Origin of the sequence: Desulfurobacterium thermolithotrophum DSM 11699 (assembly GCF_000191045.1) — a bacterium.
GTDB lineage: Bacteria > Aquificota > Aquificia > Desulfurobacteriales > Desulfurobacteriaceae > Desulfurobacterium > Desulfurobacterium thermolithotrophum.
In genome coordinates, this window is record NC_015185.1 from 279,438 (window position 1) to 297,502 (window position 18,065).

Sequence of the window (18,065 nt, forward strand, 5' to 3'; positions counted from 1 at the left end):
GAAAATGGGATGAAGACGAAAAAGTTAGCCTTTCTTTTTACTTTACTAATAACAAGCTTTTCCTGTGCTTCTTTCAAGGTTAACGGAGAGGCAACATTTAGACTTGAGACTATTGGTAATATCTTAAAGCGCTGTAATTCTTTTGAAAATCAGAAAGTTACTTTAAGGGCAAAATACATGGGATGGAACTGTCCTGCAGAATGCAAAAATCCTGGAATAACAAGATCAGATTCCTGTATAGTTGATTCTACTGGCTGTATCTATGTAAGAGCCACAGGAGGTCTTAATCCCATTACTGATAAAAGGAAAGAATACATTTTTAAAGGAATTGTGAAGAAATTCAAAAATATTTGCTATTTAGAGGTTGTAGAGGCTGATGAAACTAAGTGAATTTGAGCTTATAAGCAAGTTGACACGTAAGCTTTCCTGTCCTTCTGAAAAAGTTGTAGTAGGGATTGGTGATGATGCTGCCGTTGTGAAGTTAAACGGCTCTTACCAAATCATTACTTCTGATGCTCTTGTTGAGAACTCCCACTATAAAAGAGAGTGGATAAATAATTTTCCTGAACTTTACTATTATTTAGGAAGAAAGCTTTTATCAATTTCTATAAGTGACGTTGCTTCTATGGGAGGAGTTCCCGAGTTTGCGATAATTAACTTGGGAGTCTCTAATCAATCAGAAGAAGAATTACTAGAAGCACTTTATGATGGTCTTTCAGATGCCTGTAAGGATTACAGAGTATCAATTGTTGGAGGAGATACGGTAGCTTCCGAAACAGAATTTTTTGATTCAACACTTACAGGAAAAAGCAAAGGTTACATGTTAAGATCTTTGGCAAAACCTAAAGATCTGGTTGCAGTAACAGGAACGTTTGGAGACAGTAGAGCCGGACTTGAAATTCTCTTAGAAAACAAACCGATTGAAAGTTATCTTGTTAAAAGATTTTTAGACCCATCTGCAAGAGTAAAAGAAGGAAAAGAAGCTCTAACCCTTGGAGTTCAATGTGGAACTGACGTTAGTGATGGTCTTATTTTCAATCTTTATACAATTTCTGAGAGCTCTAACGTAAAAATAGATATTTTTAGTGAAAAAATTCCTATTTCTAAAGAGCTTATTTCTTATGTAGGTACTAGAGAAAGAGCTCTTCAATATGCTCTTTTTGGTGGAGAAGATTACGAGCTTATAATTACATTTCCTGAAAAGTTACTTAATAGTATAGAAAGGATTGGATTTAAGGTCATAGGAGTTGTTTCAGAAGGAAATGGAGTTTTTCTTGATGGAAAAAGAATAAAAAAAGTAGGTTTTGATCATTTAAGGAGTGTAGAATGAACATATTAGATGCCATTATTCTGGGAATAGTAGAAGGAATTACTGAATTTCTTCCCATCTCTTCAACGGGACACATGATTTTAGTTTCTTACCTTCTCGGATTGAAACAGAACTCCTTTGAAAAAACTTTTGAAATTGCTATTCAGCTTGGAGCTATCTTGGCAGTGGTTTCTATTTACAGAGAAAAGCTCACTCGCAATATTGAACTATGGAAGAAGTTAATTGCAGCCTTTATTCCTACTGGAATAATAGGACTTGCGCTACACCATTATGTTGAAGAACTCTTTAATCCTTTTGTCGTAAGTATTGCTCTTATTTTTTGGGGAGCAGTGTTCATTGTTATAGAGCTCTTATACAAAGAAAAGGAACATCATATCTCTGAACCTGAGAAGATAAGTTATTTAAAAGCTGTAATGCTTGGTGTTTTCCAATCTCTTGCAATGATTCCCGGAACTTCTCGTTCTGGTGCCACAATAATTGGCGGACTTCTTCTTGGAATGAAAAGAGTTGCTGCCACAGAATTTTCTTTTCTTTTAGCTATTCCAACGATGTTTGCTGCTACAGGCTTTGAGATAGTTAAAAACTTCAAAGATTTTACTCCGGAAGGAGGTATTGCCTTAATCGTTGGTTTTGTTACAGCCTTTGTTTTTGCGTACATTTCGGTTAAGTGGTTATTAAATTTTATAAAAACTCACACGTTCATTCCTTTTGGAATTTACAGAATAGTTGTAGGCTTTCTTTTTTTAAAGCTATTCTTGCTATAATTTAAGGAAAACCGGGATAAAAAGATGGCTCTAAGTATTGTTGACCTTTTAAAAGAAGTTGTTGAACGTAAAGCATCAGATCTACACATCGCACCTGGAAGTCCTCCAAGGTTAAGGATTAATGGAGACTTAATTCCTATTGAAGGTTATGGGATTCTCTCTCCTACAGACACCAAGCAGCTTATATATAGTGTTTTAACTGATTTTCAAAAGAAAAAATTAGAGGAAAATTTAGAGTTAGACTTTTCCTTTGGTATAAAAGGAATAGCAAGATTTAGAGGAAATGCTTACTATCAGAGAACGTCATTAGCTGCGGCCTTTCGTTTGATTCCTTACGATATTCCAAAATTTCCAAAACTTGGATTACCACCAGTAGTAGAAAGTTTTGCTCACAAAGATAAAGGTCTTGTTCTTGTCACAGGACCAACAGGTTCAGGTAAATCAACAACTCTTGCTTCTTTAATAGATATCATTAATGAAACTTATCCATACCACATCATAACAATTGAAGATCCAATAGAGTTTGTCTATGAACATAAAAAATCTCTTGTAACTCAAAGAGAATTAGGAGTAGATACAAAATCATTTGCAAATGCTTTAAGAGCTTCTTTAAGAGAAGATCCTGATGTTATACTTGTTGGTGAAATGAGGGATCCTGAAACGATAGAAGCAGCTTTAACTGCTGCTGAAACAGGCCATCTTGTATTTTCTACTCTTCACACAAACTCAACCATAGAAACAATTAACCGTATAGTGGATGTATTTCCTGCCGAAAAACAAGCTCAAGTTAGAACTCAACTGTCTTTTGTCTTAGTCGGTGCAGTTGCTCAAAAGCTTTTAAAAAGAAGAGATGGAAAGGGAAGAGTAGCTGCTGTAGAAGTTTTCATTCCAACACCAGCAATAAGAAATCTCATAAGAGAAAACAAACTTCATCAGGTATATTCACTAATGCAAACAGGACAATCATCTACTGGAATGATTACAATGAACCAGTCGTTAGCAAGACTTTATATAGAAGGTGTTATAACCCTTGAAGAAGCTAAAAAGGTTTCCCCAGATGTTAAAGAACTTGAATCTCTGATAAAAGCTTATATGAAAGGCTAATAATGGCAATATATACTTATGTTGGTAGGGATATTCTTGATAGAAAGAGAAAGGGAAAAATAGAGGCAGACAACGAGAAACTTGCAAAACAGCTCCTTTTTTCTAAAGGAATTGTTCATATAGAGAAACTTAAAGAGGATAAATCAATCTTTAAATCCGAATTGGATTTTTCCTTTTTAAATAGAATAAGTACAAAGGATAAACTTATATTTACTAGACAGCTATATGCAATGATACATGCTGGCATTTCAATAGTTACAGCATTGAGAATCATAAAAGAACAGATTCAAAACAAAAGTTTAAAAAAAATTATTGAAGACATAGCTTCTCATATCGAAGAAGGTGGAAAGTTTTCAACTGCTCTTTCAAAATACAAAAATATTTTTGGAGAGCTCTATATTAGCATGATAAGAGCAGCCGAAGAATCAGGTACATTAGAAGAAACTCTAAAAAGATTAGCTGAATATTTAGAAAAAATTGAAAAACTAAGAGGAAAAATAAAAAGTGCTCTTTTTTATCCTGCTTTTGTTTTATTGATAGCTACCATAATAATAGGAGGTATTCTCATTTTTATAATTCCTACATTTAAAGCGCTTTATAAAGACTTAGGAGGAGAGCTTCCAAGTCTTACTCAATTTGTAATTGAATTAAGTAACTTCTTAAGAGACTATGTCGGCTGGATAGTTTTAGGATTGGTTTTAACTGTTGTTCTTTTAGTTTCACTGCGAAAGTTCAAAAAAGCAAGGTATTTAATGGACTTAACACTCCTTCGTCTTCCAATTATAGGTCAGTTAATTTTAAAAGCCAGTATAGCAAGTTTTTCTAGAACGCTATCTTCTATGGTTTCAAGTGGTCTTAATATTCTTAATGCACTTTCAATCTCAGGAGAAACAACAAATAATGAAGTTCTAAGAAGAGCAATAAATGGAGTCAGAAATCAAGTTGAAAAAGGGATTAGTATTTCTGTTGCGCTTTCAAGATATAAAGTTTTCTCTCCAATGCTGATTAACATGGTAGCAATAGGAGAAGAAGCAGGGAATTTGGATGAAATGCTAAGTAAAGTTGCTGACTTTTACGAAGAAGAAGTAGATAGAACAGTTGATGCTTTAACATCTTTAATAGAACCAATAATGATGGTATTTATAGGAGGAATTATCGGATTCATAATTATCGCTATGTATCTACCAATATTTAAGATTGGAGAACTTATAAAATAAGATTTTTTTAATTCTAAAGAGTTAAACACTCTTTTTCCTTAATATTGCATTTTCAGGAATTTCCAATACATTCTCAAACTTTAGGATAGCTATCTGATTTGGGTGAGCTATCTTTACATTTTCAAATTTATCCTTTCTCAAAATTTGGATATCTTTTACGATAGTCTTTTTTGTCTTTGCATCTGGAGTAAAAACTTCTACTTCATCACCAACTTTTAATGCATTTCTTACATTCCACTTTCCGTTCTTAAAGACTGCAAGAAACTTGTAGTTTCTTATGTAGGAACTTGTTTCGTAGTGCTGAAGGTTTTCTTTGTTTCCTGAAAGAAATCCTATGGTGTATGGCCTATGACTAATTTTTTTAAGCTCTTCAAGGAGAAGTGGAAGCTCTTTTTTAAATGCTTCCCTGTCGTTTAAAATCAGATCGACAGCTTTTCTATAAACACTTGTTGTAACAGCAACGTAGTAAGCACTTTTTACTCTTCCCTCGATTTTAAGTGAATCAACTCCAGCATCTATCAGCTCTTCAAGAAGTGGAAGAGCACATAAATCTTTAGAATTGAAAATATATGTTCCCTTTTCATCTTCCTCTATCGGTATGAATTCTCCTGGACGAGTTTCTTCAACAAGATAGTACTTCCATCGGCAGCTTTGAGAACACGCGCCCTTGTTGCTTTCTCTGTAAGAAAGATAATTAGAAAGCAAACATCTCCCGGAATAAGCCATACACATTGCTCCATGGACAAATACTTCAACTTCCATATTTGGAACTCTATCCTTAATCTCTTTTATTTCTTCGATGGAAAGTTCTCTTGCAAGTACAATTCTACTTGCTCCAAGTTCTTGATAAACTTTTACGGCTTTGTAATTTGTAACGTTTGACTGGGTACTTATGTGAATGTCAACTTCTGGAGCAATTTCCTTTACAGTTAAAAGAACTCCAAGGTCTGAAACTATAAAGGCATCAGGCTCCAACTCTTTAACTTCCTTTACAAAATTTTTAATACCTTCAAAGTCATCGTTCCTTGCAAATGCGTTCAGCGTAACATAAACTTTTCGTCCTTTTCTATGAGCATATTCTATTCCTTCCGCCATTTCTTCTACTGTAAAGTTATTAGCCTTTGCTCTTAAATTAAAAAGTTTTCCTCCTAAGTAAACTGCATCTGCTCCAAAGTCTATTGCAAACTTTAACTTCTCTAAGTTTCCTGCTGGTGAAAGAACTTCCGGTTTCACAGCTTTCTCCTTAAAAGTTATCACTTGAAAAAAATAAAATTGCTACAATTGAAGTGCAACTTTAACTGTGTATAGGAGGTTTCATTGAAAAAGCCGCCTTATAAAGCTTACAGAAAGAAAGAAGAGAAAGAAGCACCAGTTCAAATTCCAGATAAGATAGACACTCCGGAAGCAAAGCAGTTAGTAGATGATCTTTATAAAATCGGTACGTATTTAATAACTCATTGGAAAAAGATTTTCGCAGTAGTAGTAGCTTTTCTTATTGTAGGTGGTGGTTATTTAAGCTACATGTGGTATCAAAACTCTATTGAAGTAAAAGCTTCTCAACTTGTAGATGAAGGACTTTTTAAACTTGAAAAAGGAAAGATAAAAGAAGCGTTACAACTTTTTAGTGAAGCTGAGAAAAAATATCCAGAAGCTCCTTCTACCTTGATTGCAAGATTTTTAAAAGGTAAGTTAGAAAAAAATAGCGATGAGTTTCGTTATTTAGCCTATAAAAATAAATACATTGTTTCTCCACCTTCAAAGACCTCTTTAACTGCTGATTACATAGAAAAAGGTCAATTAACAGAAGCAGAAAAACTCTTTTCTACTTTAAAGAGAGATAAAGATTGGACTTATCCAGAGGCTCTCTACGATAGTATTATCGTAGCTCTTAGGAAAGGAGACAGAAAGAAAGCTTTAGAGCTCCTTGAAATTCTCAAAGGAGACTACAAAGACCTTCCAATTACTATTGTTGCTGAAAAGCTCGTAGAATAAGAAAAAAAGAGAGGAGAACCTCATGGAATTTAAAGCAGTTAGAGGAGTTGAAGATTTAATTCCTCCTGAAAGTGAAAAGTTTGAAAAAGTAGTTGAAACCTTTAAGAATGTTGTTAATAAAGCAGGATTTAGAGAAGTTATTCTTCCAATTTTTGAAGAAGCTGGGTTATTTTCTAGAAGTGTGGGAGAGACTACAGATATTGTTCAAAAGGAGATGTATGTATTTGAGGATAAAGGGGGTAGAGTAATTGCTCTAAGACCAGAAGGAACAGCTTCTGCTGTTAGAGCTTACATTGAACATGGAGTTTTTGCTAAAGAACCTTTCACAAAGTGGTTTTACGTTGGCCCTATGTTTCGCTTTGAAAGGCCTCAAGCTGGAAGAAAAAGACAGTTTTTCCAGGCTGGATGCGAAGTCTTTGGACTTTCTTCTCCAGGAGCAGATGCAGAAGTTATAAAAGTAGCCTGTGATATTCTTAAAGCTCTCAAAATTGATTATTCTCTTGAACTAAACTCCATAGGCTGCGAAAAGTGTCGATCAGAATATAAAAGAGCTCTTATTGAATTTTTAGAAAGTAGAAAAGAAAAGTTGTGCGAGGATTGCATTAAAAGGTTTGAGAGAAATCCTTTAAGAGTTTTAGATTGTAAGGTTGAAACCTGTCAAAACATTGTAGCTGAAGCACCAAAAATAACTGATTTCTTGTGTAATGAGTGTAGTGAGCATTTTGAAAAACTTAAAGAATATCTTGCTCTTTTAGATGTTAAGTTTGTTGAAAATCCTTTTCTTGTTAGAGGACTTGACTACTACACAAAGACTGTTTTTGAGTTTAAGTCTAAAAAGCTTGGAGCTCAAAGTACTATTTTGGCAGGTGGAAGGTATGACAAATTAGTTAGCCAGCTTGGAGGACCTGAAACACCAGCTCTTGGCTTTGCAATGGGAGTTGACAGAGCAATGCTTCTTTTACCTGAGATAGAAGAAAAAAGAGAAGGAATATTTCTTGTAACAAGAGGAGAAAAAGCTTACAAAGAGGGTCTAAAGCTTTTAAGACTTTTAAGAGAAAAAGGCTTTAGGGTAGAAATAGACCACAGACAAGGTAGTTTTAAAGCACAGATGAAAGCTGCCGATAGGGTAAAAGCTAAATACGTTGTAATCATTGGCGAATCTGAAGTGGAAGAAGGTTTCTTCTCTTTTAAAGAGCTTGAAACAGGAAAACAGGAAAGAGTTGAAAACATAGAAGCACTTATTGCAAGGTTTTAGTGATGAAAAAGGTTTTAATCTTAGGTTCTACAGGTTCAATTGGTGAAAGTACTCTTGATGTAATTTCTCGCTTTCCAGATAGATTTAAAGTAGAAGCTCTTGTTGCGGGAAAAAATGTAGAAAAGTTAAAAGAACAGGTAGAAAAGTTTAAACCTAAAGCTGTTTGTCTTGTTAATTCTAAGGATAAGTTTTCATTTAAGGGTAAGTTTTACTTAGGTCTTGATGGACTTAAAAAGCTGATTGAAGAAGTTGAGTTTGATATATGTGTATCGGCCATAACAGGTTCAGCTGGTATTTTGCCTACTTATTGGGCTGCCAATAAAGGAGCTAGGATAGCCATTGCAAATAAAGAATCTTTGGTCTGTGCTGGTAAATTTATAATGGAAGCTGCCAAAAAGGTTATACCTGTTGACAGCGAACATTCAGCTATATTTCAGTGTTTAAATGGTGAAAGTAGAAAAAATGTGAAAGAGATAATTCTTACCGCTTCAGGAGGTCCTTTTAGAAAGAGAAAAGACCTTGAATCAGTAACTCCACAAGAAGCTCTAAGACACCCCAATTGGGATATGGGACAAAAAGTTACCATTGATTCTGCTACGCTAATGAATAAAGGACTTGAAGTTATAGAAGCTTACTGGCTGTTTGGCTTAGAGCTTGAAAAGATAAAGGTTCTTGTCCATCCTCAAAGTATTGTTCATTCCTTTGTAAGGTTTATAGATAACTCAGTTTTGGCTCAACTAGGCGTCCCAGATATGAGAATTCCCATTGCTTATGCCTTAAGTTATCCTGAAAGATTACCCCTTGATGTAGAAAAGCTTTATTTAAATCTTTACGGTTTAAAACTTGACTTTGAAGAGCCAGATTTAAAAAGATTTCCAGCTTTAAAACTTGCATATGACTCTTTAAAAAGTGGATATCCCTATCCTATAGTATTAAATGCTGCCGATGAAGTTGCTGTTGAACTTTTTCTCAAAGGAAAAATTAAGTTTACACAAATTCCTGTTTTAATAGAAAAAACTCTTCAGAGCTCTAAATTCAAAGAACCTTCATCAATAGAAGAAGTAATCGAAATAGATAAAGAGGCAAGAAAGATTGCTATGGAGATTTCTAAATGCCTCTAAAAAAAGGATTTGTTCATATATATACTGGAAATGGAAAGGGAAAAACCTCAGCTGCTTTAGGCCTTTGTCTTAGGGCTATTGGTAGAGGTTTAAAATGCTGCTTTTTGCAGTTTGTAAAAGGTAAAATAACCGGTGAAATGCTTGTAGCTAATAAACTTTCAAATTTTGAGTTCATTCAATTAGGAAGACCTGGTTTCGATTTTAAGATAGTTGACGAAGACTATATAAGAGCTGAAAACGGTATTAAGTTAGCAGAAGAAAAGATAAAGGAATCTGATGTTATAGTTCTTGATGAAATCAATGTAGCTATTCACTTGGGACTTATCCCAGTGGAAAAAGTAGTTAAGTTAGTTAAGGAAAAGCCTGAAAGTGTAGAGTTGATACTTACAGGAAGACATGCTAAAAAAGAAATCATAGAGCTTGCAGATTACGTTACGGAGATAAGACTATTAAAACACCCTTTCTATAGAGGTGTTCATGGGAGAAAAGGCATTGATTATTAGATTAATAGCTATATGTACTGTTTTACTTTTTTCTTCTGGTTGTGTTCCTCTTTTAATTGCTGGTGGAGCAGGTGCTGCTGCTGGTTACTATGCAGGAAAACACTACGATGTAGAGATAGAATCACCTGTTAAGGTAAAAAGAAAAGATGAGGAGTAGTATAGCCATTTCTGAACTTTTTACATCCCTTCAAGGAGAAGGACTTGATTTAGGAGCTCCCTCTTTTTTTATAAGAATTTCTGGATGCTCTATTGGCTGCAAGTACTGCGATACAAAGTACTCATGGAAAAAAGGTAAGTTATGGGATATTGACTCTCTTGTTAAAGAGGTTTTGAAATCAAAGATTCCTGAAGTCATCGTGACAGGTGGAGAACCAGTTGAGGAAAAAAATCTATCAATTCTCATTAAACGTCTTTCTGACCTTGAAACAGTAAGAAAGATAACACTTGAAACTTGTGGACACATATTTAGAGATGACCTTAAGTATCCAAAACTGAAAATAGTTCTCTCTCCAAAGCCTCCGACAATGGGAGTTGACTTTCCTACAGAAACCTTGGAAAAATTCTTAACAACTTACGAGCAAGTATACATTAAATTTGCAGCTTACGATCAAAAAGATTTAGAAGTAATAAAAGAGTTTGCGTACAAAAATAAGAATCTCATTAGAGCTCCCATAGTAATTCAACCTCTTGAAGTTCCGTTTGAGGACTACTCTTATACTTCTAAAAGAATTTTTGAATTAGTTATTAGTGACAGGAAGTTCATAAATGACTTTGAGATTAAAATTATTCCACAAATACACAAGTTAATAGGACTAAAGTAATGAGAATTTTTTTCTATAACGTACTTTTATCATCTTCCATTTTATTTTATCCAGTAGTCAAATTAGCTACAAGAAAACGAGGAAATATTTCCATTTCTGATAGATTTTTAACTGATTTTCCTCAATTGAAAGGAAAAATATTGCTTCATCTTTCCAGTATAGGAGAGGTTAACTCTGTTAAACCTCTTGTAAAGAAACTAAAAGACAGATTGGCTCTTACAGTATTTACAGACTATGGGCTTGAAAGAGCAAAAAATATCTACCCTGAAGTTCCATCAAAAATTCTTCCTCTTGATCTTTACCCAATAGTGAAGAAATTTTTACAGAAAAATAAGCCTGAGAAAATCTTAATCTACGAAACAGAAATTTGGCCTTCTCTTTTACACTGCGCTGGTAAGTTAAAAATTCCAACCTTTATAGTAAGTGGTAAAATTTCTGAAAGGAGTTTTAAAAACTACAAAAATTTTAAGTTTTTTTTCAAACCATTGTTTAAAAATGTTGTCTTCCTTGCAAGGTCTCAAGCAGATGCTGATAGGGCAAAAAGCTTAGGATTTAAAAACGTAAAAATTGTCGGAGATTTAAAATTTGATGTAGAAAAGCCAGAAAGTCTTTCTGATCTTTTTATAGAAGGTAATAGAAAAGTTATTATTTGGGGAAGTACCCATCAAGGTGAAGAGAAAATAGCCTTTGAACTTCATGAGAAACTAAAGAGCAAGTTTCCAAATCTTCTTACTATTATAGCTCCAAGACATATTAAAAGAGCTAAAGAAATTAAAATTCCTTCAAGATATGCTTTTCGAAGTGAAACAAAACAAATTACAAGTGATATTGAATTTTATATAGTAGACACTATAGGCGAACTTTCTTCTCTTTACAGATTTGGAGACGTTATAGTGATAGGTGGTAGTTTTGTTCCTAATATTGGTGGACACAATCCTATTGAAGCAGCCCTTTGGAAAAAGCCTGTAGTTATTGGTGATTTTGGAACCGATTTTTCTGAAGTTGCATATCGTCTTAAAGTTCCTGTTCTTACTGTTAAAGAACTTCTCCGTTTTGTAGAAAAGCTTCTTTTAGATAAAAGGTTTTACAGTGAGCTTTCAGAAACTATTTTTAAATCCTACCAGAAGGAAAAAGGCGTTACCGAGAGGATATTAAAAGCTATAGGGGAAGAGCTTTGAATTTAAACAAGCTAAGACTTAAAGCTTTGAGGAAGGAAGGTATAGGCGTTTTTCTCTTTCCAGTTTTGTGGTCTCTTTCAAAGCTTTACTGTTTTGGAGCAGAAGTAAGAAATTTCCTCTATAGCAATGGATTCTTAGAATCTAAAGCTTTTCCTTTTCCCGTTATTTCTGTTGGAAATATAGTTGCTGGGGGTTCCGGGAAAACTCCTCTTACTGAATCTATATACCTCATTCTTGAAGAAATGGGATTTTCACCTGCAATTGTAAGTAGAGGTTACAAAGGAAAAGAGAAAGGGCCAGCTTTTGCAACTGATAATGTAGAACTCTTTGGAGATGAAGCATCGTTATATGCTGTAAAAGGCTATAAAACAATAGTCAGCAAGAATAAGCTCAAAGGAATAGAATACGCTTTTTTGAAAGGAGCAAACGTTGTCATCCTTGACGACGGATTTCAGTACAGAAAGTTACTGCCGAAAATAAACATTGCAGTTATAGATCCTTTTAATCCGTTTGGAGACAACTACTGCTTGCCTCTGGGTCTTTTAAGAGAAGCACCTAAGAATCTTGAAAGGGCAGACTGTTTTGTAATTACAAGAAGTAATCTTATTGACTCTAAAAGGCTTAATTCATTAGAGCTCTACTTAAGAAGTTTTAGAAAACCTATTTTTCTTGCCGAGCAAGTCTTTAAATTTTGGATAAATGAAAGTTTTGAAAGAACAGAACCGCCTGAAAGGGAAATAGATGTTTTTTGTGGGATAGGTAACCCTTCCCAATTTGTGGAAATGCTGATAAATATGGGCTATAAAGTTAGAAATTATGTTATATATGATGATCATCATGCCTATACACAAGATGACATTAAAGAGCTAAAGAGGTTTAAAAATCTCGTAACTACCGAAAAAGACTTGATTAAACTTAGAAAATCTGGACTTAGATTAAAAGCACCGGTTATAAGATTTGACGCTTACGGCCTTAAGGAATACTTGAGTTCTAACATTGAAAATACAGAAAAGTTAGAGGAAGAAGTTGAAAGAGGTTTCATACCTTCTGGAATATCTACTTTTAAAGGGGAGTCTTTCTTTAATAAGGAAAATTGGTAGAGATAAGGCTTTTAAGATAGGAGATATTCTGGCTGAGATTATTTACTATTATCCTCGGATAAAAAGAGTAACTGAGGAAAATCTTTTATTTGCTGGATTTCCTCTCGAAGTAGGAAAAGAAAGTCTTAAAAGTTTCATAAGGTGCTCAATAGATTTCATTAAGTCTACTAACTATTCTTTTGAGTATTTGAAAAAATTGTTTAAACCTGTTGATCCATCTACTATACCATCTGAAGGTGGAATTCTTCTTACAGCTCATATTGGAAACTGGGAGCTTATGGGAGCTTTATTTTCTGTTCTTAGTGATGGAAAGCTTTCTGTTGTTGCAAAACCGATGAAAAATCATAGAGTGGATAAACTTATAAATTCTATTCGCCAAAAGTGGGGAATAAAGGTTATTCCTACAGGAAACGTGATTGAAATAGTGAAAGATTTAAAGAAAAATAGATATGTTGGAATTCTTCTTGATCAAAGGCCAAAAGTTAAAGAAGGGGTTCTTACAGATTTCTTAGGAAGAGAGACTTATACAAACAAAGGTGTAGCACTTCTTAGTATAAAAACAGGAAAACCTATTATTCCAGCATTCTGTTTTGTTGAAAATGATAAGTATGTTATTGAAACCTACAAACCAATCTATCCAGATGGTAAAACAGTTGAAGAGCTTACTAAGGAATGTACAAAAGCCATTGAGAAAGCCGTAAGAAAACATCCAGAACAGTGGTTCTGGTTTCATAGGAGATGGAAAAATTCACCGGAGTTTAAAAAGTGGAAAGAGAAAAACTTCTAATAATTTTAACAGGACCAACAGCAACTGGAAAAACAGACTTTTCTATAAAACTTGCAAAGGAAATAGAGGGGGAGATAATAAGTGCTGATTCGATGCAAGTTTACAAAGGACTTGATATAGGAACCGATAAAGTTTCTAAAGAAATAATGAAAGAAATTCCTCACTATTTGATAGATATTAGAAAACCAAATGAGCCTTTTTCTGTTGCTGAATTTGTAGAAGAAGCTGATAAGGCTATAAAGGAGATAAGAGAGAAAAATAAGTATCCCATTGTTGTAGGTGGGACAGGATTTTATATAAGAGCCCTCCTTTACGGTCTTCCAAAAGTTCCCGCAGGAAATGAAAAGATAAGAAAAGAGTTGGAAAAACTATCAACAGAAGAGATTTACGCTCTTTTAGAAGAGGTTGATAAACTATCAGCAGAGAGAATAGGAAGCAACGATAGAAAGAGATTAATAAGAGCTTACGAAGTCTATAAGTTAACTGGAAAACCTCTTTCTTCGTTTGAAATTCCTCAAAAACCTCGTTATAAGTTCTTAGGATACTTTCTCTATAGAAATAGACCAGAGCTTTACAAAAGAATAGAAGACAGGGTTGACTCACAGATAAAAAGAGGGCTTATTGATGAAACTAAATGGCTTTTAGAGTTTGGAAAAAATACAACAGCTTTTCAAGCTCTCGGTTACAAGGAAATGCTTCAGTATTTAGAAGGAAAAAAAACTTTGGAAGAAGCTATAAAACTCCTCAAAAGAAGGACAAAACAGTTTGCTAAAAGGCAGTTTACGTGGTTTAGAAAAGAGCCTAAATTTAAGTGGGTAAATCTTTCAGAAGTTTCTGAGAGAAAACTGATAGACATGATAAAAAAGGAAATAAGGGAGGAAGTATGAATCTTCAAGACACTTATCTCAACAGGCTTAGAAAGGAAAGAATTCCAGTAAGTGTATTCCTATCAAAAGGAACAAGGCTTCAGGGTGTAATTACTTTCTTTGACCAGTTTACAATTCTTTTAGAAAATGGAGGAAGTCAACAGTTAGTCTATAAACACTCTATAGCCACAATAGTTCCATCAAGACCTGTGAAGAACCTCTTTAAAGAGGAAGAAAATAAGAATGGCTAAAACTATCCTTTTTGGAGGATTGACTCCTCTTCATGAACTCTTTATGAAAGGTGCTGTTGAGAGCTTGGGATATAGAGCTGAATTCCTGCCAACTCCTAGTAATCACTCTTTTGCAGTTGGCAGGGAGTTTTGTAATAGAGGAATGTGCAATCCCACTTATTACACAGTAGGAAATCTTATAAAGTATCTTCAAGAAAAAAGAGCGGAAGGAATAGATGTTGAAAACGAATATTCCTTTGTAACCATAGGTGCGTGTGGTCCCTGCCGATTTGGTATGTACGAAACAGAATATAGACATGCATTAAAGTTAGCAGGATTTAAAAACCTCTCTGTTTCTATACTGAACCAAAGCGAACTTTCCTCAGAAGGTGATTTAGAGCTTACTCCATCCCTTGTTTGGAGGCTTGTAAAGGCTGTATGGGTAGCAGATATAGTAAGAGATTTAGGTTATCAACTTAGACCTTACGAAGTTTTGTCTGGTTCAGTTGATAAAGTTATTTCCGAAATGAAAGAAGAAATTTATAAAGTACTTAAGAAAGGTGGCAGGGTTAAGGATATCATTTTTGTTTTAAAACTTTTAAGGAAAAAACTTGAAGAACTTCAATTTGATTACTCAAGAGTAAAACCCGTTGTAAGCGTCATAGGAGAGTTTTGGGCACACACTACTGAAGGTGATGGAAACTATAATCTCCATCGATGGCTTGAGGAAAGTGGTGCAGAAGTTAAAGTTGAATCAATAGCTGGTTGGATAGACTACCAGTTGTTTATGGAAGAAGAAAAAGCAAAGTTAGAAATTAGAGCAAAAGGACTAAGTTTGAGTAGAGCAAAAAAACTTCTCTTTATAAGAGCAATGGCAGTTACTTTCAGGAATCTTTATAATCTTTTCAGAAGAATCTTCTCTTTTAGACCAAGACCTTTACCTTCTCAAAAATACCTTGTAGAGCTTGCCAAACCATACTTTGACCACCTTGTTGTTGGTGGTGAAGGACATCTTGAAGTTGCTAAACACATATACAACGTAAAAGAGAAAAAAGCTCACATGACAGTTTCAGTTAAACCTTTTGGCTGTATGCCTTCTACTCAAAGCGATGGAGCTCAGGCAAAGGTTCTATCAGACTATCCTGAAAGCATCTTCATATCTATTGAAACTTCCGGTGATGGTGAAGTAAACGTAAAAAGTAGAGTTCAAATGAAACTCTTTGAAGCTAAAAAAGCTGCGCAAAAGGAATTTGACGAGCTTCTAAGTAGTTTAAGGCTCACCAAATCTACTGTAAAGAAAATTTTGGAAACTGAGAGCTTCAGAAAACCATTTTTGAAGCTCTCAAAAGACTACATTGGAACAACTGCTCGATTATTAAAAGCTAATGAAAAAGTCTTTTTATCGTCTGCTCTTCAATTTAGGGAATTAGGAGCTTAAGTGGACTATCTCTATATAGAGAAATGCGTAAAAGAGCTTAAGGAAAGAATTTTAAAGGAAAGAGTAATTAAGATTTACTCTGATTATAGACTCTTTTCAGTTAAGATTGGTAGCTCTTTTTTAAACATCTATACTGGTCAACCTAATGCTCTTTTTTTCTCAAATGAAAATTTGGTTAGTTCAGAACTTCAGGGCTTTAACATCATTCAAGGGACTTTTGTTAGAGCTGTTAAACTTCCTGTAATAGACAGAGTAATTGAAGTTGAAACAGTTAAGTTACTTCCATCCGGAAGTTTTGAGCTCTATTTTCTCATTTTTGAACTTACTGGAAAAAACGCAAATGTTTTTCTTCTTAATCAAAAACGAAAAATTCTTTCTTTACTTAGAGAAGTTAAAAGCTCGATAAGACCTATATCAAGAGGTGAAATCTATACATTTCCTCCTCAAGAAAAGAAAGAATTTCAAGAATTAGAATTTGGAAAAGTGAAAAGGGAAGGAATAGAAAAAAATCTTCATAAATTTGTTGCAGGAATATCTCCACTCAATGGAAAAGAAATTGCTTATTTGTTTGAAAAATTTGGAAATCTTCAAAAAGCTTATGAAGAGTTTTTAAGAAAGCATAAAGAATCAAAAAGTGCATTTCTTTATTATGAAAAGGGAAAGCCTAAATACATGACAACTTTTTTTTATCAATCTTTAAAGAATTTAGAATTTAAGAAATTTTCAGGAAATTTTCCTTATACGAAATGTTGGGAATTTTATTACAGAGAGAAAATTGAAAAGGAAAAGGTAGATTCTTTAAAGAAATCTCTTCTTAAAGATGTTGAGAAGAGAATAGAAGCATTGAAAAAGGAAATAGAAGCTTTAAAAAGTAAGGAAGAATTACTAAAAGAGGCTGAGGAAAACAGGAAACTCGGAGAGCTCCTTAAGTATAATCTAAACTCTCTAAAACCTGGAAAGAAAAGTGTAAAAGTTTTCGATTACTATACAAATCAAGAAATAGAAGTACCTATAGATCCTTCTGTTTCACCCCAAAAAAATGTTGAAAAATACTTCTCAAAGTACAGAAAGCTTAAGCGAAAAGCTGAATACGAGGAAACTTTAAGAAAAAAGTTAGAAGAAGAACTATTAGAACAAGAATTTTTAAAAAGTAGCATTAACGAAAAAGAAAGCTTAGAGGAACTAAAGAGCTTTTTACCTGAAACCAAGGAAAAAGAGAAAAGAAAAAAGAATTTCAAAGTATATATACTTCCTTCAGGAAGAAAAATCGTTGTTGGAAGAAGCAGTAGAGAAAATGAGTTCCTCTCTTTGAAACTTGCAAATCCATGGGATATTTGGTTTCACGCAAAGGAAATACCCGGTTCTCATGTTATTTTAAGACTGGAAAAAGGAGAAAAACCTTCTGAAGAAGATATAGTTCTTTCTGCAGCAACAGCAGCTTTTTTCAGTAGAGGAAAACAATCAGGAAAAGTAGCTGTCGACTATACAGAGGTAAAAAACTTAAAAAAGCCAAAGGGAGCTCCCCCTGGCTTTGTAGTTTACGAAAATGAAAAAACAATTTTCGTAAATCCTGAACTATTCTCTTCTTTCTCCAAAGAGTCTAAGAAGAGCTAAGAAAAGGTTAATTAAGTCTAAGTATAGAGCAAGAGCTCCAAAAAATGCATTTCCTTCGGTATATGCCATTTCTTCAAGTTTTTGAATATCATAAGCTGTTAATCCTAAAAAAACTAAAACGGTTAAGATGCTAATTGCTATTCCAAGACCAGCAGATTTTAAAAGGAAAACGTTTAAAAGAGAAGCAACTACAATTCCAATCAATCCAACAAAAAGATAAGTACCAAATTTTCTGAAATCTACCTTCTTACTTATTGCAAGAAGAGCCATTATCCCAAAAAGAATAGAAGCTGTAAGAAACGCGGTGATGATCGAGCTTCCTGTATATACAATAAAAATAGGTGCAAGAAGTATTCCTTCAGCTGCTGAAAAAAGATAAAAAGCTGCTCCAGAAAGAAGAGGATTATTTCTAAGTAATCCTGTAGCTATTACAAGTACAAGAGAAAGAACAGCAAAACCTATAAATCCCCACTTTCCAAGTGAAAAAACAAAACCTGAGGTAAGAGATAAGTAAGCCGTAATAGCTGTTAGTAATAAACCTAAAAACATATTTAGGAAAACCTTTCCTAAGAATGCATTAAAACTTGTTACCTCCGTTTTTTCTACAGCAATGGGATTCCTTTCAAACTCCATAGTTTCCTCCAAGAGACAAAAAATTTTTATTAAAGATAATAATAACATAGCCAGAAACTTCAAGCTTTTGAAATTTGAAGAAAGAAGAAAGGGCAAATTTTTAGAAAGGAAA

The 18,065-nt window shown here is 34.0% G+C and carries 20 protein-coding genes; 18 read left to right on the forward strand and 2 right to left on the reverse strand.

The genetic code is table 11. The features are described from left to right. The first annotated feature begins 9 nt into the window (after nt 1-9). Genes DESTER_RS01485 through DESTER_RS01505 form a run of 5 tightly spaced genes read left to right on the forward strand, consistent with a single transcriptional unit; the run spans nt 10 to nt 4,415 of the window. Nucleotides 10-390: a hypothetical protein gene (locus DESTER_RS01485; protein WP_013637906.1), complete on the forward strand. Its 381-nt coding sequence runs from the start codon at nt 10-12 to the stop codon at nt 388-390. Further along, nucleotides 377-1,330, forward strand: coding sequence for a thiamine-phosphate kinase (thiL, locus tag DESTER_RS01490; protein WP_013637907.1), 954 nt, complete (start codon nt 377-379; stop codon nt 1,328-1,330). The genes DESTER_RS01485 and thiL overlap by 14 nt, the downstream gene beginning before the upstream one ends. After that, a complete protein-coding gene (locus tag DESTER_RS01495) occupies nt 1,327-2,094 on the forward strand; it encodes an undecaprenyl-diphosphate phosphatase (protein ID WP_013637908.1) in 768 nt (255 codons plus the stop codon). The genes thiL and DESTER_RS01495 overlap by 4 nt, the downstream gene beginning before the upstream one ends. A gap of 24 nt (nt 2,095-2,118) precedes the next feature. Continuing rightward, the gene (locus DESTER_RS01500) at nt 2,119-3,198 is read left to right on the forward strand and encodes a type IV pilus twitching motility protein PilT (RefSeq protein WP_013637909.1); all 1,080 of its coding nucleotides are present in this window, start codon (nt 2,119-2,121) and stop codon (nt 3,196-3,198) included. A 2-nt stretch (nt 3,199-3,200) separates the two neighbouring features. Further along, nucleotides 3,201-4,415: a type II secretion system F family protein gene (locus DESTER_RS01505; RefSeq protein WP_013637910.1), complete on the forward strand. Its 1,215-nt coding sequence runs from the start codon at nt 3,201-3,203 to the stop codon at nt 4,413-4,415. 21 nt (nt 4,416-4,436) lie between these two features. On the opposite strand, the gene DESTER_RS01510 is transcribed toward DESTER_RS01505, so the two are convergent. Next, complete coding sequence (locus DESTER_RS01510; RefSeq protein WP_013637911.1) at nt 4,437-5,648, reverse strand: U32 family peptidase C-terminal domain-containing protein; 1,212 nt, start codon at nt 5,646-5,648, stop codon at nt 4,437-4,439. A gap of 84 nt (nt 5,649-5,732) precedes the next feature. Here DESTER_RS01510 and DESTER_RS01515 point away from each other — a divergent pair, with 84 nt between their 5' ends. Genes DESTER_RS01515 through DESTER_RS01575 form a run of 13 tightly spaced genes read left to right on the forward strand, consistent with a single transcriptional unit; the run spans nt 5,733 to nt 17,320 of the window. Next, a complete protein-coding gene (locus DESTER_RS01515; protein ID WP_013637912.1) occupies nt 5,733-6,407 on the forward strand; it encodes a tetratricopeptide repeat protein in 675 nt (224 codons plus the stop codon). 22 nt (nt 6,408-6,429) lie between these two features. After that, nucleotides 6,430-7,662, forward strand: coding sequence for a histidine--tRNA ligase (gene hisS, locus DESTER_RS01520; RefSeq protein WP_013637913.1), 1,233 nt, complete (start codon nt 6,430-6,432; stop codon nt 7,660-7,662). Between the two features lie 2 nt (nt 7,663-7,664). Beyond that, complete coding sequence (dxr, locus tag DESTER_RS01525) at nt 7,665-8,783, forward strand: 1-deoxy-D-xylulose-5-phosphate reductoisomerase (RefSeq protein WP_013637914.1); 1,119 nt, start codon at nt 7,665-7,667, stop codon at nt 8,781-8,783. Beyond that, the gene (locus tag DESTER_RS01530; RefSeq protein WP_013637915.1) at nt 8,774-9,286 is read left to right on the forward strand and encodes a cob(I)yrinic acid a,c-diamide adenosyltransferase; all 513 of its coding nucleotides are present in this window, start codon (nt 8,774-8,776) and stop codon (nt 9,284-9,286) included. The genes dxr and DESTER_RS01530 overlap by 10 nt, the downstream gene beginning before the upstream one ends. Beyond that, nucleotides 9,261-9,443, forward strand: coding sequence for a hypothetical protein (locus tag DESTER_RS01535; RefSeq protein ID WP_013637916.1), 183 nt, complete (start codon nt 9,261-9,263; stop codon nt 9,441-9,443). The genes DESTER_RS01530 and DESTER_RS01535 overlap by 26 nt, the downstream gene beginning before the upstream one ends. Continuing rightward, complete coding sequence (locus DESTER_RS07995; protein ID WP_013637917.1) at nt 9,433-10,107, forward strand: 7-carboxy-7-deazaguanine synthase QueE; 675 nt, start codon at nt 9,433-9,435, stop codon at nt 10,105-10,107. Before DESTER_RS01535 ends, DESTER_RS07995 begins: the two co-directional genes overlap by 11 nt. Then, a complete protein-coding gene (locus DESTER_RS01545) occupies nt 10,107-11,285 on the forward strand; it encodes a 3-deoxy-D-manno-octulosonic acid transferase (protein WP_013637918.1) in 1,179 nt (392 codons plus the stop codon). Before DESTER_RS07995 ends, DESTER_RS01545 begins: the two co-directional genes overlap by 1 nt. Beyond that, nucleotides 11,282-12,385, forward strand: a complete 1,104-nt coding sequence (lpxK, locus tag DESTER_RS08000; RefSeq protein ID WP_013637919.1) for a tetraacyldisaccharide 4'-kinase — start codon at nt 11,282-11,284, stop codon at nt 12,383-12,385. Before DESTER_RS01545 ends, lpxK begins: the two co-directional genes overlap by 4 nt. Continuing rightward, entirely contained in the window at nt 12,312-13,172 is an 861-nt protein-coding gene (locus DESTER_RS01555) for a lysophospholipid acyltransferase family protein (RefSeq protein WP_013637920.1), read from the forward strand. The genes lpxK and DESTER_RS01555 overlap by 74 nt, the downstream gene beginning before the upstream one ends. Further along, the gene (gene miaA, locus DESTER_RS01560; RefSeq protein WP_013637921.1) at nt 13,151-14,059 is read left to right on the forward strand and encodes a tRNA (adenosine(37)-N6)-dimethylallyltransferase MiaA; all 909 of its coding nucleotides are present in this window, start codon (nt 13,151-13,153) and stop codon (nt 14,057-14,059) included. Before DESTER_RS01555 ends, miaA begins: the two co-directional genes overlap by 22 nt. Continuing rightward, entirely contained in the window at nt 14,056-14,289 is a 234-nt protein-coding gene (gene hfq, locus DESTER_RS01565) for an RNA chaperone Hfq (protein WP_013637922.1), read from the forward strand. The genes miaA and hfq overlap by 4 nt, the downstream gene beginning before the upstream one ends. Then, nucleotides 14,282-15,706, forward strand: coding sequence for a hypothetical protein (locus DESTER_RS01570; protein ID WP_013637923.1), 1,425 nt, complete (start codon nt 14,282-14,284; stop codon nt 15,704-15,706). The genes hfq and DESTER_RS01570 overlap by 8 nt, the downstream gene beginning before the upstream one ends. Continuing rightward, the gene (locus tag DESTER_RS01575; RefSeq protein ID WP_013637924.1) at nt 15,707-17,320 is read left to right on the forward strand and encodes an Rqc2 family fibronectin-binding protein; all 1,614 of its coding nucleotides are present in this window, start codon (nt 15,707-15,709) and stop codon (nt 17,318-17,320) included. Here the strand turns inward: DESTER_RS01575 and DESTER_RS01580 are convergent. After that, nucleotides 17,282-17,953, reverse strand: a complete 672-nt coding sequence (locus tag DESTER_RS01580; protein WP_013637925.1) for a Bax inhibitor-1/YccA family protein — start codon at nt 17,951-17,953, stop codon at nt 17,282-17,284. The two genes, DESTER_RS01575 and DESTER_RS01580, sit on opposite strands and share 39 nt — an antisense overlap. Between the last annotated feature and the right edge of the window lie 112 nt (nt 17,954-18,065).

What these genes read in the sequence shown, in the direction of transcription:
- DESTER_RS01580 (WP_013637925.1), bottom strand. Translation starts at nt 17,953, where the DNA reads ATGGAGTTTGAAAGGAATCCCATTGCTGTAGAAAAAACGGAGGTAACA.
- DESTER_RS01505 (WP_013637910.1), top strand. Translation starts at nt 3,201, where the DNA reads ATGGCAATATATACTTATGTTGGTAGGGATATTCTTGATAGAAAGAGA.
- thiL (WP_013637907.1), top strand. Translation starts at nt 377, where the DNA reads ATGAAACTAAGTGAATTTGAGCTTATAAGCAAGTTGACACGTAAGCTT.
- DESTER_RS01535 (WP_013637916.1), top strand. Translation starts at nt 9,261, where the DNA reads ATGGGAGAAAAGGCATTGATTATTAGATTAATAGCTATATGTACTGTT.
- DESTER_RS01485 (WP_013637906.1), top strand. Translation starts at nt 10, where the DNA reads ATGAAGACGAAAAAGTTAGCCTTTCTTTTTACTTTACTAATAACAAGC.
- DESTER_RS01545 (WP_013637918.1), top strand. Translation starts at nt 10,107, where the DNA reads ATGAGAATTTTTTTCTATAACGTACTTTTATCATCTTCCATTTTATTT.
- dxr (WP_013637914.1), top strand. Translation starts at nt 7,665, where the DNA reads ATGAAAAAGGTTTTAATCTTAGGTTCTACAGGTTCAATTGGTGAAAGT.
- DESTER_RS07995 (WP_013637917.1), top strand. Translation starts at nt 9,433, where the DNA reads ATGAGGAGTAGTATAGCCATTTCTGAACTTTTTACATCCCTTCAAGGA.
- hisS (WP_013637913.1), top strand. Translation starts at nt 6,430, where the DNA reads ATGGAATTTAAAGCAGTTAGAGGAGTTGAAGATTTAATTCCTCCTGAA.
- hfq (WP_013637922.1), top strand. Translation starts at nt 14,056, where the DNA reads ATGAATCTTCAAGACACTTATCTCAACAGGCTTAGAAAGGAAAGAATT.
- DESTER_RS01570 (WP_013637923.1), top strand. Translation starts at nt 14,282, where the DNA reads ATGGCTAAAACTATCCTTTTTGGAGGATTGACTCCTCTTCATGAACTC.
- DESTER_RS01495 (WP_013637908.1), top strand. Translation starts at nt 1,327, where the DNA reads ATGAACATATTAGATGCCATTATTCTGGGAATAGTAGAAGGAATTACT.
- DESTER_RS01530 (WP_013637915.1), top strand. Translation starts at nt 8,774, where the DNA reads ATGCCTCTAAAAAAAGGATTTGTTCATATATATACTGGAAATGGAAAG.
- DESTER_RS01500 (WP_013637909.1), top strand. Translation starts at nt 2,119, where the DNA reads ATGGCTCTAAGTATTGTTGACCTTTTAAAAGAAGTTGTTGAACGTAAA.